The sequence below is a fragment of the Sphingomicrobium arenosum genome, from assembly GCF_026157085.1.
GTDB lineage: Bacteria > Pseudomonadota > Alphaproteobacteria > Sphingomonadales > Sphingomonadaceae > Sphingomicrobium > Sphingomicrobium arenosum.
Genome location: NZ_JANPVN010000001.1, coordinates 2,381,923 through 2,398,053 on the forward strand (window position 1 = coordinate 2,381,923; position 16,131 = coordinate 2,398,053).

Genomic DNA, 16,131 nt, shown 5'->3' on the forward strand with positions numbered 1-16,131 from the left:
TGGGACGGGCGGCTCGCATGTGTGGGACCAGAGAGGGGCAAGACATGAAGAAGCGTTTGATTGCAGTCGCATCGGTCACCATGGCCGCGATCCTTGGAACCCCGGCGCAGGGCGCCGACCTCAGGGAAGCCATCGCCTACGCGCTGCAGACCAGCCCGGAAATCCGGCAGGCCGTGCATAATCGCGAGGCGACCATGTACGAGCGGCGCCAGGCCGAAGGGCTCTATTATCCGCGCATCTCGGTCGAAGCCTCGGCGGGGATCCGCAGCCTGCGCAACCCGACGCGCCGTTCGCTCGGTATCGCCAGCGACACGCTCTATCCGCGTGAAATCGCGCTGACCGTCGACCAGCTGTTGTTCGACAGTGGCGCGCGCGAGGCGGAAATTCGCCACCAGGCCGCGCGCACCGATGCCGCTGCAGCGCGCATCGAGGAACGCAGCGAATATATCGCGCTGAACATCAGCCGCGCCTATATCGACTATCTGCTCCAGCAACGGCTGGTCGCGATCGCGCAGGACAATGCGCTGTTCCACCGCGGACTCGCGGGCGACCTCCAGCAGGGCGTGGATGCCGGTTCGATCTCGATCGCCGACCTTCAACAGGCGCAGGAGCGTCTCCAGTCGGCCGAGGCGCGCGTCGTCGAGGCGCAGGAAGAACTGGACCTCGCCGCGATCAGCTTCGAGCGCCTGTCGGGCCTCCCGATCGGCGATGTGAGCATGCCGCCCGACCTGTCAAACGCCATGCCCGACACGCTCGGTGCGGCGATCGAACTGGCCCGGGTCGATAATCCGATGGTCGAGGAAGCCATCGCCGATTATGCTGCCGCGCGCCAGCTCATCAACAAGGCCAAGGGCGAGATGGGGCCGCGCATCAATCTCGAGGGCCGCGCCCGCTATGGCGAGGATATCGACGGTTTCTCGGGCATCACCGAGGATTATCAGGCGCGCGGCGTCGTGCGCTGGGACGTCTTCAACGGCGGTACCAACGCCTATAATGTGCGCGAACAGCAGGCGCGGGCCGACGAGGTCCATGCCCGCCTGTTCGAAAAGCAGCGCGATGCCGAGGAACTGGCGCGCAGCGCCTGGTCGCGGCTTGCGAACCAGGGGCGCCTCGTCGAGGAACTGTCGGCGCAATCGTCGATCACCGACGAACTGCTGCTCTCCTATCGCGAGCAGTTCAACGTCGGCCGCCGCTCGCTGCTCGACGTGCTCGATGCGCAGAACACCCGCTATAACGTGCAGGCGCAGCTCGAGACCGCGCAGCTGGCGCAGCTCTACGCGCAATATCGCGTGCTCGCCGCCACCAACCGCCTTGTCGAGGCGATGGACGTTGAAATGGCGACGCCCGCTTACGAGCAGGATCGCCTGCAATATTGGGTCAATCCGGTGCCTGCCACGGATCTCGAGGAAGAGAGCCTCGAATATCCGATGATGGGCCCGCCGGCCAATTAACGAACGGATATGAATGGGACGGGGTATGAGTTTCGCGGCATGGCTATCCGATGAGCAATCCCACGCGCTCGATCCCGTCCTAGACTGTCTTGCCTATGTCGCCCGGCTGGGCGACCGCCCGTCATCGCCAGTCCTGCTCCGTGCCGGGCTGGCGCTCGACGAACAGGGACTCCTGCCCTTCCACCAGATCGAACCTGCGCTCGAACAGGCCGGGATGCGCGGCGCACCGGTCGAGCATCGGCGGCTGCGCCAGTGGCGGGCGCGCCAACTGCCTGCGATCCTCGAGCTCGAGGGCGGGCGCGCTGCGGTGCTGCTCGAACTGGAGGGCGCCCAGGCGCTCGTCTATGCCCCCGGCATCGAGGAACCGCTGTGGATCGAGCGCGCCGAACTGTCGCCCACGCTGACCGGGCGCGCGGTCGAGGTCGAGCCCGATCCCACCCGCGAACGCGAAGGCGAGCGGCCGTGGGACAAGGCCAAGCGCCGCCACTGGTTCTGGTCCGAAGTGTGGAAGGCGCGGCGCGATTTCCGCCCGGTGCTGCTCGCCGCGATGGTCATCAACCTGCTCGCGCTCGCGGTGCCGCTCTTCACCATGAACGTCTACGACCGGGTCATCCCCAACGAGGCGATTTCTTCGCTGTGGGTGCTGGCCGCCGGTGTCGCCCTTGCGCTGATGTTCGATTATGCGCTCCGCCTCGCGCGCTCGCGGCTGGTCGACGAGATCGGGCGCAAGCTCGATGCGCGTTATTCGCAGCGTATCTTCGAGAAGGTGATGAACCTGCCGCTGGCGCAGAAGAAGGGCTCGACCGGCGCCTTTGCGCGCCGCGTGTCCGAATATGAGCAGGTTCGCGACTTCTTCGCCTCCACCAGCGTCGTGCTGATGGTCGACATCGCCTTCATGGGCATTTTCCTCATCTTCATCGCGCTGCTCGCGGGCTGGCTCGTGTTCGTGCCGATCACGCTCATCGCGGTCATGGTGATCGTCGGGCTCAGCCTGCAAAAGGCGATGGGGCGCACCGCGCTCGACGCACAGGCCGATGCCAGCCTCCAGCATAGCGTGCTGGTCGAGGCGATCGGCGGGGCCGAGACGCTGAAATCGGCGCGCGCAGAAGGCCAGATGCTCGGGCGCTGGCGGCGCTTTGCCAACATGTCGGCCTCGACGCAGGAGCGGATGCGCCGCCTGACCGCCATCGCCACCAACCTTGCCGCCGTCACCCAGCAAGCGATGAGCGTGGCGCTCATCATCGGCGGTTTCTACCTCTTCCACGCGGGCGACATCACGATGGGCGCGATCATCGCCATCGTCATGATCGCGGGCCGGGCGATGGCGCCGGTGGGGCAGTTCGCGCTGCTCATGACCCGCGCCAAGCAGGCCACCGCAACGCTCGACAGCCTGCAGGAAATGATGGACGCGCCCGACGAGCGCGCCGCCTCCTCGCGCTCGATCACCCCCGAGGTGCGCGAGGGCGTGGTGGCGATGGACCGCCTGTCCTTCCGCTATCCGGGCGCCTCGGTCGACAGCCTGTCCGAGATCAACCTGCGCGTGACCCCGGGCGAGCGCATCGGGATCATTGGACGGGTCGCGTCGGGCAAGTCGACCTTCGGACGCGTGCTGTGCGGCCTCTACCCGCCGAGCGAAGGCGTGATGACCGTCGATGGCCTCGACAGCCGCCAATATCACCCGCACCAGCTGCGCGACGCCTTCCGCTTCGTCGGACAGGATGCCGAGCTCTTCTCGGGCACGGTGCGCGACAATCTCATGCTGGGCGCGGCGCGGGCGAGCGATGAAGAGCTGATCGACGCGGTGCGCCGGTCGGGCGCCGACCTCTTTCTCAGCCAGGGCGCGGCGGGCTTCGACCTGTCGGTCGGCGAACGTGGCGGGGCGTTGTCGGGCGGGCAGCGGTCGCTGTTGGTGCTGGCGCGCGCGCTCGTGTCGGATTGCAAATTGCTCTATCTCGACGAGCCGACGGGCGCGATGGATACGCAGACCGAACGCTATTTCATCGACAAGCTGAAGACCGCCCTGCGCCCCGAGCAGACGCTGCTGGTGTCGACCCATCGTCACCAGATGCTGTCGATCGTCGACCGCCTGCTGGTCATCGACAAGGGACGGCTGGTCGCCGACGGGCCGCGCGACGAGGTGCTGGCCACGCTCAATGCGGCAGCGAACAAGGCGTCGGGCGGCAATGCGGAGGCAAGCGGATCGTGACCCGCGCGCTCGGCCTCCAGCGCGTGCGCATTGCGCTTGCGATTCTTGCGATGACGGCGCTTGCGCTGGCTGCGGTGCTGCTGCTGCCGATGGGCGCGCGGGCGCCGGCCACCCCGCTCGCCGAGGCGCGGATCACGGCGCCGCTTCCGGCGCCCGATGCGGTCGTCGAGGCGGCGACCGGCGCGGCGGTGACCGACATGGCAGCGCTCGGCGCCAGCGCCGAGATCATCAACGCCTCGCTGCCTTTTGCTGGCGGGCCCAATCCGTCGGCACGCGGCTTCGACGGGGCGGCGCCGGGCAGCCTGTCCTACGACCGCGCACATTTGTGCCTGACGCAGGCAATCTATTACGAGGCGGGCTTCGAACCGATTGCGGGACGCCGCGCGGTGGCGCAGGTGGTCCTCAATCGCGTCCGCCACCCGGCCTTCCCGGCGAGCGTGTGCGGCGTTGTCTACGAAGGCGCGAAGAAGCCCGTCTGCCAGTTCAGCTTCACCTGCGACGGCTCGCTCGACCGCCGCCCCGCCGCCGCGGCCTGGGCGAGCGCCAAGGACATTGCGGCGCAGGCGCTGGCGGGCCGGGTCGAGCCTTCGGTTGGCATGGCGACCCATTATCACGCCGATTATGTCGCGCCGCGTTGGGCGCCGATGCTCGACAAGGTCGAGAAGCTGGGCGCACACATCTTCTATCGCTGGCCGGGAGGCTGGGGCCGCCCCGCCGCCTTCCGCGCCGCCTATCGCGGCGAACCGCGCTCGATCGCCTCGCTGCAGCGCAATGCGCCGCCGGTCGCCGGGCTGGTTGGCGAGGAACTGGCCGAGGCGATCGCGCCCGAAGCCCCGAAGCCGTTCCCGACACGGCAGGAAGATCCGACCATCCACCGCGCCGAGAATGACGTCGGCGGGCTCGTCGACATGACCAAGGAATGGCGACCGAGCCTGCCCGATCCGACGCGTCAGCGCAGCGCTGCGGCGCGCATCGCCCATAACCAGACCGCGCGCGCCGCCCAGCCGGACGCCGCCAGCCTTGCCGAGGGGCAACAGCAATGAACGCTTTCTCCTTCATCGACCGCGACCGCGCCGCCGCGCGGCCGCCGCGCAGCGGCGCGCGCACAACGATCCTGCTGATCGCCGGTGCCTTTGCCGCCTTCCTCATCTGGGCCGGGCTGATCGCCGAGGTCGATGAGGTGACGCGCGGGCCGGGGCAGGTCATTCCCTCCTCCAAGGTGCAGCTCATCCAGGCGAGCGAGCCGGCGGTGGTCGAGGAATTGCTGGTGCGCTCGGGCGAGCGGGTCGAGGCGGGGCAATTGCTGGCGCGCCTCGATGACACGCAGAGCGCCTCGGCGCTGGGCGAGATCGCTGCCGAGACGCGCAGCCTCGAGGCGCGCGAAGCGCGGCTACGCGCCGAGGGCACCGGCGGGGCGCTCGGCTGCGAGGGCGCCGATTGCGCCATCGAGGGTGCGGTCATCCGCGCCCGCCGCTCGGCGCTGTCGAGCCGGGTCAGCGCGCTGAACGCGCAGGCCCGCCAGGCGCAGGCCGACGTGCAGGAAGCCAATGCGACCATCTCCAGCCTGACGTCCTCTGTGCGGCTCGCGCGCGAGAATGTCGACAGGCTGGCGCCGCTGGCGCAGCGGGGCATCGTGCCGCAAACCGAGCTTGCCGACGCACGGCGCGAAGTCATCGACCTCGAGGGCCGGATCGCGGCGGCGCGCGAGCAGCGAGGCCGCGCGCAGGCCGCCATCGCCGAGGCCAATGCGCAGGCCGCCGAAGCGCGCGCCGACTTCCAGCAGCAGGCCTTGGACGAGCGCAGCCAGGTCGCGAGCCGTATCGCGGTCAATCGTGAAAGCCTGCGCGGCGCCGAGGGGCGGCTGGCGCGTACCGAGCTTCGCTCGCCGGTCGACGGCGTGGTCAACAATCTTGCCGTCACCACCATCGGCGGCTTCGTCCAGGCGGGCGAGAGCGTGATGGAAGTGGTGCCGGTGGGCGACAAATTGCTCGTCGAGACGCGGGTCAAGCCGTCGGATATCGCCTTCGTCGCGGTGGGCGACCCGGCGCTCGTCACGGTCACCGCCTATGATTTTTCTATCTATGGCGGACTGGATGGCAAGGTCGTGGAGATCAGCGCCGACAGCATCTATGACGAGGTCGAGCGCGAGGCCTATTTCAATGTTATCGTCGAGACCGACAAGGCCTATCTGGAAGCGGGTTCGACCCAGCTGCCGATCACGCCGGGCATGATGACCGACACGCAGATCATCACCGGGCGCAAGAGCGTGCTGGCCTATCTGATGAAGCCCCTGAACAAGGCGCGCTCGGAAGCGCTGACCGAACGCTAGTCGCCTAGTTGGCGGCGAGCGCGGCGACCTGCACCGGCAGCGAGCGGGGCGGCGCGGGCACCGGCGCCTTGCGCTCGTAACCGTGGATCCACGACTTGCCCGCAGAATAGCTGAAGATCGGCTTGTAATCGCGCACGTCGTCCGAATCGAGAATGCGATCGGTGCCATTGTCGAGGACGAGGAACCGGTCGTCGTGGCGCACGACGAGGACGGCATGGTCGGCGCGGCGGACGAGGTCTTTCAGCACGACGAGATAGAGGTCCTCGGCGTCGAAACCGGCGGCACGGAGCATCTGCATCTTGGCGATGGCATAATCCTCGCAGTCGCCGCGGCCCGACGAGAGGGTTTCGGCCGCCGCATTCCAGCGGTCGGCGCGGCCATGCGCGCGCTGGTCGTCGGTAAAGGTGACGCGCGCATTCACATAGGCGTTGATGTCGTGGAGCGCGCTCATCCGGTCGGTGGCCGCGTGACGCGCCGCGACGGCGGCAGCGGGGCCGAGCGCGCGGCTCGCGAACACCTGCGCGAAGCGATCATTGAAGGCGGTCTTGGAGACGCTCAAGGCGGTCGAGCCGAAGACGTCGGGTCGGACGGCATGTGCCGGGCGCAGGTCGGGGGCGAGGCGATGCGCGGGACGCAGCCCCTCTGTCGATGGCAGGCTAGAGGCAGCAGTCGTCGCGACGATGCTGGTGGCGGCGACGGGGGTCGCGACGGTGGGAGTCGCGGTCACCGCACCGGTCATGCTCGCGATGGGAAGAGCGGGGGCGGCTTGCTGGCTGCGGATCGCGGCGAGCGCCGAGGAGGTGCCGAGAATCGCGCTGGCCTTGGTGCCGACCGCGGGCGCTGCAATGGCGAGCCGGGGCGCGGGGGCGCTGCGATCCATGCTGGCGCTCATGCCCACCGCACCCGTCGGGCTCGCGGCCAGCGAGGCCGCGAGGAGCGGCAGGGCGAAGCGGATGGCACGGTTCGTCATGCCATTCGAAATGACAGGACAAGCCGAATATCTGGCTAAGCGTTAAGGTTAAAATGCCGGTAAGCTTATGCTTTTCCGTCCAAATCGGAGATAAACTGCTCCACCAACCGGTTAAAGGCGAGCGGGCGCTCGGCATTGGTGAGATGGCCGGCCTCGGCAATGTCGACGCGGCGCGCGGCGGGCAAGGCGGCGGCCAGCGCGTCCGACAGGGCTGGCGGGGTGATGGCATCCTCGGTGCCGCACAGCACGAGGGCAGGGCTGTGGATGCGGTGCAGATCGCGGGTCAGGTCGGCGCGCCACACCGCCTCGGCGCCCAACACATAGGCCTCGGGGTCGATCGCCGCCATCGTCTCGACGAGCTCGTCCTCGAGCCCGGCGGGCGGCTCAATCCCGAGCAGGCTGGCAGCGCGTGTGCGGGCGAGCGCCTCCATCCCGATCGAGCGCGCCGCGCCGACCGAGCGGTCGTAGATCGCCTCGCCGTCCGGATGACGCCCGAAGCTGTTGGCGATGACCAATCCGGCAACGCGTGTCGGATGGTGGATTGCCATCTCCATCGCCACGATCCCGCCTAGCGAGAGGCCACAGACATGGGCCTCGCCGATCTCGAGCCGGTCGAGCAGCGCGATCATCGCATCGGCATAATCTTTGCGGGTGGCACCGGGGCGGAAATGGCTGTCGCCGTAGCCCGGATAGTCGGCGGCGATGGCGAGCCGCTCTTGGCCGAAATGCGCGAGCTGCGGCATCCAGACGCTCTTGTCCGAGCCGACGCCATGGAGGAACAATAGGGGAAGGCGCGACCCTCCCCGCACGCCGGTCGTGATGGCGCCAATGCGCCCCGACAACGTCTCCGTCCCCCCGAACATGTCGCCCGACCATGCCGAACCAGGGCGCGCTTGTAACCACGGAAAAAGGGCCTAGGCTTCGGCTTTATGACCCGCATGACCGTCAACGGCCAGCCGATGGCCTTCGCGCTCGATCCCGCCACGCCGCTGCTCGAGGCGCTGCGCGAGGCGGCTAATATCACGGGACCCAAACGCGGCTGCGACGATGGCGGCTGTCATGCCTGCACGGTGCTGGTGGATGGCCAGGCGGTCCGCGCCTGTTCGCTGTCCATCGCGCGCGCGGAAGGGGCGCAGGTGGTGAGCGTCGAAGGCCTGCCGCCCTCGCATCCGATCTTTGCCGCCTGGCGCGCGGCGGATGCGAGCATGTGCGGCTTTTGCGACCCCGGCTTCATCACCGCGCTGGTCGGCCTGCTCAGCACCAATGCGGCGCCGAGCGAGGCCGAATTGGGCGCGCTGGCCCATCGCTGCCCCTGTGGGTCGGGTCCGCGGATCGTACAGGCTGGGCTGGCGGCGGCGGCGGCGCTGCGCGCAGGCTCGGCGGCGCAGGATGAAGAAAGGCCTGCAGCCACGTTCAGCTTAGGGTCACCCGTTAGCGGCAATATAACAACCGAAAGTAAGCGTAACGAGTGAGGAGAGGCGTAACATGCGCACTGCTTTGACCATGACCATCGCGATGGCGCTGGCGGCTCCGGCCGCGGCACATGCAGCGACCAATAGCGCGGCGACGACCGTCTCGACCGCGCAGCCCGAAGAAACACGCGAACAGCGACGCGAGGCGCGCGAGGAACGCCGCCAGGCCCGGCAGGAACGTCGACAGCAGTCGCGCCAGCGCACCGAGCAGCGACGCGAACGCCGTCAGGAAGCGCGGACGGAAAGCCGGTCCGAACGTCGCGAACAGGCGCAGGGCGAACAGCGTCGCTTCAACCGCGAACGCGCCAACAATCGCCTTGAGCGGGCCGAGCGCCAGGAACAGCGTGCGGACCGTCGCCTCGAGCGCGCCGAACGGCTCGAGCGTCGCACCGATCGCAGGGCGGGTGAGGGCAGCCGTGCCGAACGCCGCGCCGACCGCAACCTCGAGCGGGCACGCACCGTCGAGCAGCAGACCGACAACCGGCTCGACCGGGTACGCGATCGCACGGCCCATTCGCGCGACCAGTATCGCGACGGCGGCGACCGCCGTGCGCGCGATGCGCGGCGCAATGGCGACAGCATCGTGCGCTACAACGGCCGCGACTATCGTCGCTGGCACCGCGACAGCTGGCGCAACGATCACCGCTACAACTGGCGCCATTATCGCGACCGCAACCGGTCGATCTTCCGCCTTGGCTTCTATTACGACCCGTTCGGCTGGAACTATCGCCGGCACCAGATCGGCTGGAACATGCGGCCGGCCTTCTATTCGAGCCGCTATTGGATCTCGGATCCGTGGCGCTATCGCCTGCCGCCCGTCTACGGCCCCTATCGCTGGGTGCGCTATTATGACGATGCGCTGCTCGTCGATATCTACTCGGGCGATGTCGTCGACGTGATCTACGACTTCTTCTGGTAGGACATTTGGCGACGAGCGGGATCGCCAGGGCATGAGGGCGTCGCTTCATCAAGAAGCGGCGCCTTTTTTTTGGTTCCCGCCGGCCAAAAGGGTCATGACTTGTCAAGCTTTGCCCGCCATGGTCGCGCCAGTTTCGTATCGAGGGGGGCGTAGCGCCATGACAGCCGAGAATTTCTTCCAGCGCGCACGGCGCGTGGTCGCCAGCGGGATCGACAGCGCGCTCGGCGCCGCCGAAAAGGCGACGGGCCCCGCGCTTTTGGGCCAGGCGGTGCGCGATATCGAACAGGCGCGCGCCAACCTCGTGCGGGCCAAGGCCAAGGCCGAGCATCAGGCTGCCATCGCCGACGCCGCCGCCCAAGCCGACAAGGACGCCGCGGCGGGGCTCGGCAAGGATGCGGCCTATGCGCTCGACAAGGGTCGCGACGACCTCGCGCGCGACGCGGTCGAGCGGCAGATGACGCTCGAGGCCGAAGCCGCGGCGCAGGCATTGGCCGCGACCCAAGCACGAGCGCACGCCGCCGAGCTCGCGGTCTCGATCAGCGAGGTGGAGGCTGAACTCGAACAGGCACGCAGCGATGTCGCGGCGATTACGGCGGGGCGTAAGCCGTCCGGTCAGGGTGCTGGCGGCACCGGCAAGGCGGCGCGCGTCGTGCAGCGCAGCCGGGACCTCATCGATCGCATGGCCGCCGCGCGCCCCTTGGTGGCCTCGATCGACGCGCTGCGCCGCGAGGAAGAGCTGGAAGCGCGCATGGCGGCGTTGAAGGTCGGGCCTGCGAATGCCAAGAAAGCGACCGCCAAGCGCAAATAGGCGGCGAATGCCGGAACCCCATCCGCCCCTCCTTCGCTATTGAAGTGAAAGGAGTTTTTGTCATGGCAGATGTGAATCACAATCCCGCGCAGGGCAATAATGGCGGTCCCTCGATCGCCTCGACCGGCCCGCAGGACCAGGTCAACCGGCCCGACAGCCAGAAGGGCGACGAGGCCAATGCGATCGGCGACTATGACCATGCCCCGCGGGGCGGTGCGCCCGACGTGAACCAGTCCGGCGGTCCGCAGCCGACCGATCCGGTGCAGAGCTACGCGCACGAGGAAGAAGAATAGAGGCTCGCCTCACGCGTCAGCCCCCGACGCTAATGAAAAGGCCCGCTCGACCGAGCGGGCCTTTTTTCATGGCTCAGGCGCTGGCGAGCGCCTCGGCGATGAGCTTGCGGCTTTCCTCCACGCCATAGAGCGCGATGAAGCTGCCCATGCGCGGCCCCTGGCGGGAGCCGAGCAGCGTCTCGTACAGCGCCTGGAACCAGTGGCGCAGGCTCTCGAACGGATAGGCCTTGCCGACCTCGAAGACGATATTCTGGATGTCCTCGGCGCTGGTGCCGGGGTCGAGCGCGCCGAGCTTGGCGTCGAGATCCTTCAACGCGTCCACCTCATGGCCGACGGGAGCACGGCGCTTCAAACCCGGCACCACGAAATCACGGGCGTAATTGACCGCCAGCCCGATCAGCGTGTCGAGCTCGGGATCGCTCTCGGGCGTCGCCTCGGGGGCGTAGCGCTTGACGAATTTCCACGCGACCTCCTTGTCCTGCAGGCCGGGCAGGCTGACGAGGTTGAGGAGCAGCCCGTAGTTGAGCGGCAGCGTCTTGGTCGGCACGTCGCCATTGTGGATGTGGTGGACGGGGTTGCCGAGCTGCTTGTCGAGCTCCTGCGTCGGATAATTGCCGCGGAACTGCCAATATTCGTCGACCGCGCGCGGCACCAAGCCGAGGTGGAGGTTCTTGGCCTTGCGCGGTTCGCGGTAGATATAGAAAGCAAGGCTCTCTTCCGAGCCATAGGTCAGCCAATCCTCGATCGACAGGCCATTGCCCTTGGACTTTGAGATCTTCTCGCCCTTTTCGTCGAGGAACATCTCGTAGATGAGCCCCTCGGGCTTGGCGCCGCCCAGCACCTTGGCGATGCGGCCCGACTGGACGCCCGAATCGGTGAGGTCCTTGCCGTACATCTCATAGTCGACGCCCAAGGCGACCCAACGCATCGCCCAGTCGACCTTCCACTGGCACTTGGCATTGCCGCCGAGCGCCGATTGTTCGACGCGGCTGCCATCCTCGTCGGTGAAGGCGATCATGCCGGCGTCGGCGTCGAGGATCTCGACCGGTACCTGCAGGACGCGGCCGGTGGTCGGCGAGATGGGGAGGATCGGCGAATAAGTCGTGCGGCGCTCTTCGCGCAGCGTCGGCAGCATGATGTCGAGGATCGCGTCATTCTGGCGCAGGACGGTGCGGAGCGCCTCGTCGAACTCGCCCGAATTATATTTGTCGCTCGCTGCGATGAATTCATAGTCGAAGCCATATTGGTCGAGGAAGCGCTGGAGCAGCGCATTGTTGTGCGCCGCAAAGCTTTCATCGTCGGTATCGAACGGATTGGGGATACGGCTCAGCGGCTTGCCGAGATTGTCGGCGAGTAGCTGCGGGTTGGGGATATTGTCTGGGACCTTCCTGAGGCCGTCCATATCGTCCGAAAAAGCGATGAGGCGGGTCTTGCCGTCTTGCGGGCGCCAACCCATGAGCGCTTCGAAGGCGCGGCGGACCATGGTGGTGCGCAGCACTTCGTTGAAGGTGCCGATATGCGGCAGCCCCGAGGGACCATAGCCGGTCTCGAACAGCACGGGGCGGTCGGGGGCGCTGCCGCCGAACCGTTTGGCCAGCCGTTTCGCTTCCTCGAAGGGCCAGGCCTTGGAGTTGCGAGCAGCGGCGGCGAGCGTGTCGAGATCGGTCATGCTGTGCGGTTATCGCGCTTTGTGCGCCGCATCAACCACTTGGGAACCGCGCCTCTCTCCGCGCGTAGATTTCTACTTACCAGAGGGGAGTTTCACCCATGAACAGTTCGGCAGTCTATTTTCTCGGTTCTCTACTCGTCATCGCGGGCCTAGCCTATGGCGCGATCATGCTCGGCGTCCCGGCGCTCTGGGTCGGCATTGGCGCCGTCGTTCTCGTCGGCATTGCTCTGATGAACACGGTGACCAGCACCAAGCGGCCCAGCTCGGCGGAAGGTGATGTTACGCGTACGACCACCACCGTTCACGAGGAATAAGGGCTTAGTCCTTGCCGAGGATGGTCGCGGCGAGCGGTTTGCTCGCGGCGATCTCTTCTTCCGACAGGCCACAAATCTCGTGCGGGAAGACCAGCCAGTCGTCGCATTGGTGGACGTAATAGTCGGGCGCAAGCTGGGTCTGGTTGCGCCGCGGCTTGTAATAGACCGTGGCGATGCGCGTCTCGCGCGGCATGTTGTGGCGACAGCGCGCCTTCAACTCGGCGAGGAATGCCTCGATCGACCGGCCGGTGTCGAACACGTCGTCGATGACGAGGAGGCGGTCCTCGGGGTCGAGCGTGTCGATCAGATGGCCGAGCGCGAAGACGCGCACTTCCTTCTCCTGTCGGTCGATACCGGTGTAGGAAGAGGTGCGGATCGAGATATGGTCGGCTTCCTGTCCGTGATAGGCGAGCAATTCCTGCACCGCGATGCCGACCGGCGCGCCGCCGCGCCAGATGCCGACGATATGGGTGGGCCGATAGTCGCTGGCGAGGATCGCGCGCGCCAGCCGGAAACTGTCGGCGAGCAGGCTGTCGGCGCTGATCCAGATCTTGTCGGTCACAGTTGTTCGATCCGAGCAAGGTGCGGTGCCTGGTCGGCAGGCGAGAGGAGCGAGCCGGTGAAGGCGTTGCGCGCCAGCGTCTTGATCTCCTCCCTCGATAGATCGAGTGCCTGCGCGGCGGCATGGAAATTGTCGTTGATATAGCCACCGAAGTAGGCCGGGTCGTCGCTGTTCACCGTGGCCTTGAGGCCGCGGTCGAGCATCTTCTTTAAGGGGCTGTCGGCAATGGCATCGATGACGCACAGCTTGAGGTTGGAGAAGGGGCAGACGGTGAGGATCAGGCCCTCATCGGCAATGCGCCTCGTCAAGGCCTCGTCCTCAAGCGCGCGATTGCCATGATCGATGCGCTTGACGCCCAACAGATCGAGCGCCTCATGGACATAGTCGGGCGGCCCTTCCTCGCCGGCATGGGCGGTGGGGAACAGCCCCATGGCGCGCGCTTCGGCGAAGACATTCTCGAACTTGGACGGCGGGTGGCCGACTTCCGAACTGTCGAGCCCGACGCCATGGATGCGGTCGAGCCAGGGGCGAGCGAGCTCGAGCGTGGCAAAGGCGCTCTCCTCGTCGAGATGCCTGAGGAAGCACATGATGAGGCGGTGACTGATGCCGAACCGGCGCTCGCCCTCGTCGAGCCCGCTGGTGATGCCCTTCATCACCGTCTCGAAGGAGACGCCGCGCTCGGTATGGCCCTGCGGATCGAAGAAAATCTCGACATGGACGACGCCGTCGGCATGGACGCGCTCCATATAGGCCAGCGTGAGGTCGTGAAAATCCTGCTCGGTCAAGAGCACGCTCATGCCTTGATAATAGATGTCGAGGAAGTCCTGGAGGTTGGAGAAATCATAGGCCGCGCGCACCGCCTCGACACTGTCGAAGGGGATGTCGACCTGGTTACGCTCGGCCAATGCGAACAGCAGTTCGGGCTCCAATGAGCCTTCGATGTGGAGGTGCAACTCGGCCTTGGGCAGGGCGTCGATGAGGGCGCGGCGGTCGGCGGCGGTGAAGGTCTCGGTCATGGGCGAGGAAGCTGGCGCATGACCGGACGGGCGTCAATCACTGGCGCTGGCGCGGTCGTGCCATTGGCCGTAGCTCACGACATAGGGCGAGCCCGGATCGATCGCGGCGACGAGGTCGCGCATCAGGGCGAGGTTCGGCTCGGGCGGTCCGGCAAGGAAGATGACGAGGCCATCGCCCTTCTGATCGGCATAGGCGAGCGTCAGCTGGTTCCAGTCATAGCCGCCATGACCGATCAGCGAGTGCCCGTCATCATCGATGCGAACCATGCCGAGGCCATAGCCCTGCGCCTCGGGACAGGCGGCCGGGGCGAGGGTGCAATCGACGACTGAATCACCGCCTTGGTCGGTGATGATGGCGTCGCGTTCGGCCTTGAGGGCGGCGGGATAGCCGCTGCCCTCGGCAATGGCAGCGAGGATCTTCGTATAATCGGGCAGGCTGATCTTCATCCCGCCGGCCGCCGACCACGTCCCGGCGGGCCAGCAGAAGCCGGGGCGGCAGGCCGGACGCAGCCAGTCGCCGTCCTCGGTGCGGTTCTGGACCATGTGGGGGCCGGGCTCGGCTTCGAATGTGGCAAGGGCCTCGGTGATGCCGAGCGGGGCGAGGAGATAGCGGTCGAGAAGTTCGGCATAGGTCTTGCCGCTCTTCTTCTCCATCGCGCGGAACAGCGCGTTGAAGCCCTCGCCCGAATAGCCGTAGCGGGTGCCGGGATCGGCGTTGAAGGTGAGCGTGCCGTCGGCGCGGAAGAAGCGCCAATTGTCCCAACCCGACTGGTGGGTGAGGATGTGGCGCGGAGTGAGCAACCGGGCGCGCGGATCATCGGCGACATCGGGATCGACCCACCAATTGGCGATGGGTGTGTCGAGGTCGGCATCGCCCACCGCCACCATGCGCAGGAAGGTCTCGGCCGCGATGGTCTTGGTAATCGAGGCGATCTCGAAGCGGCTCCGCGCATCGACCGGCTGGCCCGGTGCCTCGATGCCGTCGTAATGCTCGAACACCAGTTTGCCGCCGCGCAGCACGCCGATCGCAAGCGCTTGCGGGTCATGCGCGGCGATGATGGCGTCGAGCTGTTGCGGGCTCGGCAGGGCGGCGGTGGGTGCGCTATTCGCTCGCGGGGCGGTCGTCGGGATGCAAGCGGACAGCGCAAGTGCGGCGAGGGCGGTGACAATTGTTTCCATGAATGGCGATGTGCGGCATCGCTGGCGCGCGCCCGAAGATTGTCCGTCAAACGACCCGCAAGGCCCGCGAACCGACCCCCGCCGCGCTATTTGACCAGCGCGCGTAGCCGCCGCCCGCCCTCGCGGCTGGTGACGAGATCCTCGCCGTTGACGAGGTGGAGGGTGAGCTTGCCGCTGCCCGCCGGTTCGCTGCGGACGATGGCGCCCAAGGGGACGAGGTGCGAGCGGTGCGCGCGCAAGGCGCCGGGCAATGCGTCCTCGAACCAGCCGAGGCTGTGGCTCGACAGATGTGTGCCGGTGCGCGTGACGACCTCCACATAGTCGCCCGCCCCCGAGACGCGCACGACATCGTCATGGTCGATGCGCACCATTTCCTTGCCCTCGCGGAGAAGGAGGTGGTTGGAGGCCATGATCGCGCCGGGGTCGCTGTCCCCGACCGCGGCGGCGCGTGCCATGCGTTCGGCCCCCCACCCGCGGGTGACGAGGAGCAGGGCATAAGCGAGCACGCCCTGGTGGAGCTGCCAGACCAGCGCATTCTGGCTGAAGGCACGCGCCGACAAGCCGTCGCTGATCCAGTCGGCGCCGAGCGAGAAACCACCGAGCACGAGCGCGTACCACAGATAGGCAAAGCCGATGGCGGCGGCGATGTGGAAGCCGATGCGCAGGCCCATCGGCCAGCGCCAGGGCCGAACCACATCGAGCAAGGCGGCGGCAATAAGGAAGGCGAGGAACAGCGCGGCGACATTGACCGCGGCATCGTCGAGCACCGTGACGAGCGGCGCGCCCGCCAGCACCATGCTGAACAGATAGGCGCCGTAGAAGCCGAGCGGGGCGAGCAGCAGCAGCGGTCGGGGCAGGGCGGTCATGCCGACTGTCTGGCAAGCGGGGGGAGGGGTGACAAGTGCCTCTTTGCGTTGCCCTTTCGTTCGCATGGCGGCATTGA

16 protein-coding genes are annotated in these 16,131 nt (G+C 67.1%); 9 read left to right on the forward strand and 7 right to left on the reverse strand.

Annotated elements, in window-relative coordinates; translation table 11 throughout:
- Positions 1 to 44: 44 nt before the first annotated feature.
- The 4 genes from NUW51_RS11885 to NUW51_RS11900 are packed head-to-tail and all read left to right on the forward strand — an operon-like array spanning position 45 to position 5,986.
- Positions 45 to 1,451, forward strand: a complete 1,407-nt coding sequence (locus NUW51_RS11885; RefSeq protein WP_265587728.1) for a TolC family protein — start codon at positions 45 to 47, stop codon at positions 1,449 to 1,451.
- 25 nt (positions 1,452 to 1,476) lie between these two features.
- Positions 1,477 to 3,657: a type I secretion system permease/ATPase gene (locus NUW51_RS11890; protein WP_265587729.1), complete on the forward strand. Its 2,181-nt coding sequence runs from the start codon at positions 1,477 to 1,479 to the stop codon at positions 3,655 to 3,657.
- A complete protein-coding gene (locus NUW51_RS11895; RefSeq protein ID WP_265587730.1) occupies positions 3,654 to 4,700 on the forward strand; it encodes a cell wall hydrolase in 1,047 nt (348 codons plus the stop codon). Before NUW51_RS11890 ends, NUW51_RS11895 begins: the two co-directional genes overlap by 4 nt.
- Entirely contained in the window at positions 4,697 to 5,986 is a 1,290-nt protein-coding gene (locus NUW51_RS11900; protein ID WP_265587731.1) for an HlyD family type I secretion periplasmic adaptor subunit, read from the forward strand. Before NUW51_RS11895 ends, NUW51_RS11900 begins: the two co-directional genes overlap by 4 nt.
- Before the next feature lie 4 nt (positions 5,987 to 5,990).
- Here the strand turns inward: NUW51_RS11900 and NUW51_RS11905 are convergent, their stop codons facing one another.
- Positions 5,991 to 6,956 (reverse strand): transglutaminase-like cysteine peptidase, encoded by a 966-nt coding sequence (locus NUW51_RS11905; protein WP_265587732.1) that lies wholly within the window; start codon positions 6,954 to 6,956, stop codon positions 5,991 to 5,993.
- A gap of 65 nt (positions 6,957 to 7,021) precedes the next feature.
- Positions 7,022 to 7,819 carry an alpha/beta fold hydrolase gene (locus NUW51_RS11910; RefSeq protein WP_265587733.1) on the reverse strand — a complete coding sequence of 266 codons (798 nt, stop codon included), beginning with the start codon at positions 7,817 to 7,819 and terminating at the stop codon, positions 7,022 to 7,024.
- Between the two features lie 66 nt (positions 7,820 to 7,885).
- On the opposite strand from NUW51_RS11910, the gene NUW51_RS11915 reads away from it, so the two are divergent.
- The 4 genes from NUW51_RS11915 to NUW51_RS11930 all read left to right on the forward strand — a co-directional run bounded on the left by NUW51_RS11915 (position 7,886) and on the right by NUW51_RS11930 (position 10,448).
- The gene (locus NUW51_RS11915) at positions 7,886 to 8,428 is read left to right on the forward strand and encodes a (2Fe-2S)-binding protein (RefSeq protein WP_265587734.1); all 543 of its coding nucleotides are present in this window, start codon (positions 7,886 to 7,888) and stop codon (positions 8,426 to 8,428) included.
- Positions 8,429 to 8,441: 13 nt separating this feature from the next.
- Entirely contained in the window at positions 8,442 to 9,347 is a 906-nt protein-coding gene (locus NUW51_RS11920; RefSeq protein ID WP_265587735.1) for an RcnB family protein, read from the forward strand.
- Positions 9,348 to 9,504: 157 nt separating this feature from the next.
- Positions 9,505 to 10,155, forward strand: a complete 651-nt coding sequence (locus tag NUW51_RS11925) for a PspA/IM30 family protein (protein WP_265587736.1) — start codon at positions 9,505 to 9,507, stop codon at positions 10,153 to 10,155.
- A gap of 62 nt (positions 10,156 to 10,217) precedes the next feature.
- Positions 10,218 to 10,448 carry a hypothetical protein gene (locus NUW51_RS11930; RefSeq protein WP_265587737.1) on the forward strand — a complete coding sequence of 77 codons (231 nt, stop codon included), beginning with the start codon at positions 10,218 to 10,220 and terminating at the stop codon, positions 10,446 to 10,448.
- A gap of 73 nt (positions 10,449 to 10,521) precedes the next feature.
- Here NUW51_RS11930 and NUW51_RS11935 read toward each other — a convergent pair whose 3' ends face one another.
- On the reverse strand, positions 10,522 to 12,117 hold the full coding sequence (locus NUW51_RS11935) for a lysine--tRNA ligase (RefSeq protein WP_265587738.1): 1,596 nt from the start codon (positions 12,115 to 12,117) through the stop codon (positions 10,522 to 10,524).
- 98 nt (positions 12,118 to 12,215) lie between these two features.
- Here NUW51_RS11935 and NUW51_RS11940 point away from each other — a divergent pair, with 98 nt between their 5' ends.
- The gene (locus tag NUW51_RS11940) at positions 12,216 to 12,431 is read left to right on the forward strand and encodes a hypothetical protein (RefSeq protein WP_265587739.1); all 216 of its coding nucleotides are present in this window, start codon (positions 12,216 to 12,218) and stop codon (positions 12,429 to 12,431) included.
- Between the two features lie 4 nt (positions 12,432 to 12,435).
- On the opposite strand, the gene NUW51_RS11945 is transcribed toward NUW51_RS11940, so the two are convergent.
- The 4 genes from NUW51_RS11945 to NUW51_RS11960 form a co-directional block, all read right to left on the reverse strand.
- Entirely contained in the window at positions 12,436 to 12,993 is a 558-nt protein-coding gene (locus tag NUW51_RS11945) for a phosphoribosyltransferase (protein WP_265587740.1), read from the reverse strand.
- Complete coding sequence (locus tag NUW51_RS11950; RefSeq protein WP_265587741.1) at positions 12,990 to 14,009, reverse strand: adenosine deaminase; 1,020 nt, start codon at positions 14,007 to 14,009, stop codon at positions 12,990 to 12,992. The genes NUW51_RS11945 and NUW51_RS11950 overlap by 4 nt, the downstream gene beginning before the upstream one ends.
- A gap of 33 nt (positions 14,010 to 14,042) precedes the next feature.
- Positions 14,043 to 15,188 carry a serine hydrolase domain-containing protein gene (locus tag NUW51_RS11955; RefSeq protein WP_265587742.1) on the reverse strand — a complete coding sequence of 382 codons (1,146 nt, stop codon included), beginning with the start codon at positions 15,186 to 15,188 and terminating at the stop codon, positions 14,043 to 14,045.
- Positions 15,189 to 15,274: 86 nt separating this feature from the next.
- On the reverse strand, positions 15,275 to 16,054 hold the full coding sequence (locus NUW51_RS11960) for a LytR/AlgR family response regulator transcription factor (RefSeq protein ID WP_265587743.1): 780 nt from the start codon (positions 16,052 to 16,054) through the stop codon (positions 15,275 to 15,277).
- Positions 16,055 to 16,131 lie beyond the last annotated feature (77 nt).

What these genes read in the sequence shown, in the direction of transcription:
- NUW51_RS11935 (WP_265587738.1), bottom strand. Translation starts at nt 12,117, where the DNA reads ATGACCGATCTCGACACGCTCGCCGCCGCTGCTCGCAACTCCAAGGCC.
- NUW51_RS11920 (WP_265587735.1), top strand. Translation starts at nt 8,442, where the DNA reads ATGCGCACTGCTTTGACCATGACCATCGCGATGGCGCTGGCGGCTCCG.
- NUW51_RS11925 (WP_265587736.1), top strand. Translation starts at nt 9,505, where the DNA reads ATGACAGCCGAGAATTTCTTCCAGCGCGCACGGCGCGTGGTCGCCAGC.
- NUW51_RS11885 (WP_265587728.1), top strand. Translation starts at nt 45, where the DNA reads ATGAAGAAGCGTTTGATTGCAGTCGCATCGGTCACCATGGCCGCGATC.
- NUW51_RS11950 (WP_265587741.1), bottom strand. Translation starts at nt 14,009, where the DNA reads ATGACCGAGACCTTCACCGCCGCCGACCGCCGCGCCCTCATCGACGCC.
- NUW51_RS11955 (WP_265587742.1), bottom strand. Translation starts at nt 15,188, where the DNA reads ATGGAAACAATTGTCACCGCCCTCGCCGCACTTGCGCTGTCCGCTTGC.
- NUW51_RS11930 (WP_265587737.1), top strand. Translation starts at nt 10,218, where the DNA reads ATGGCAGATGTGAATCACAATCCCGCGCAGGGCAATAATGGCGGTCCC.
- NUW51_RS11905 (WP_265587732.1), bottom strand. Translation starts at nt 6,956, where the DNA reads ATGACGAACCGTGCCATCCGCTTCGCCCTGCCGCTCCTCGCGGCCTCG.
- NUW51_RS11940 (WP_265587739.1), top strand. Translation starts at nt 12,216, where the DNA reads ATGAACAGTTCGGCAGTCTATTTTCTCGGTTCTCTACTCGTCATCGCG.
- NUW51_RS11890 (WP_265587729.1), top strand. Translation starts at nt 1,477, where the DNA reads ATGAGTTTCGCGGCATGGCTATCCGATGAGCAATCCCACGCGCTCGAT.
- NUW51_RS11915 (WP_265587734.1), top strand. Translation starts at nt 7,886, where the DNA reads ATGACCCGCATGACCGTCAACGGCCAGCCGATGGCCTTCGCGCTCGAT.
- NUW51_RS11960 (WP_265587743.1), bottom strand. Translation starts at nt 16,054, where the DNA reads ATGACCGCCCTGCCCCGACCGCTGCTGCTGCTCGCCCCGCTCGGCTTC.
- NUW51_RS11910 (WP_265587733.1), bottom strand. Translation starts at nt 7,819, where the DNA reads ATGTTCGGGGGGACGGAGACGTTGTCGGGGCGCATTGGCGCCATCACG.
- NUW51_RS11900 (WP_265587731.1), top strand. Translation starts at nt 4,697, where the DNA reads ATGAACGCTTTCTCCTTCATCGACCGCGACCGCGCCGCCGCGCGGCCG.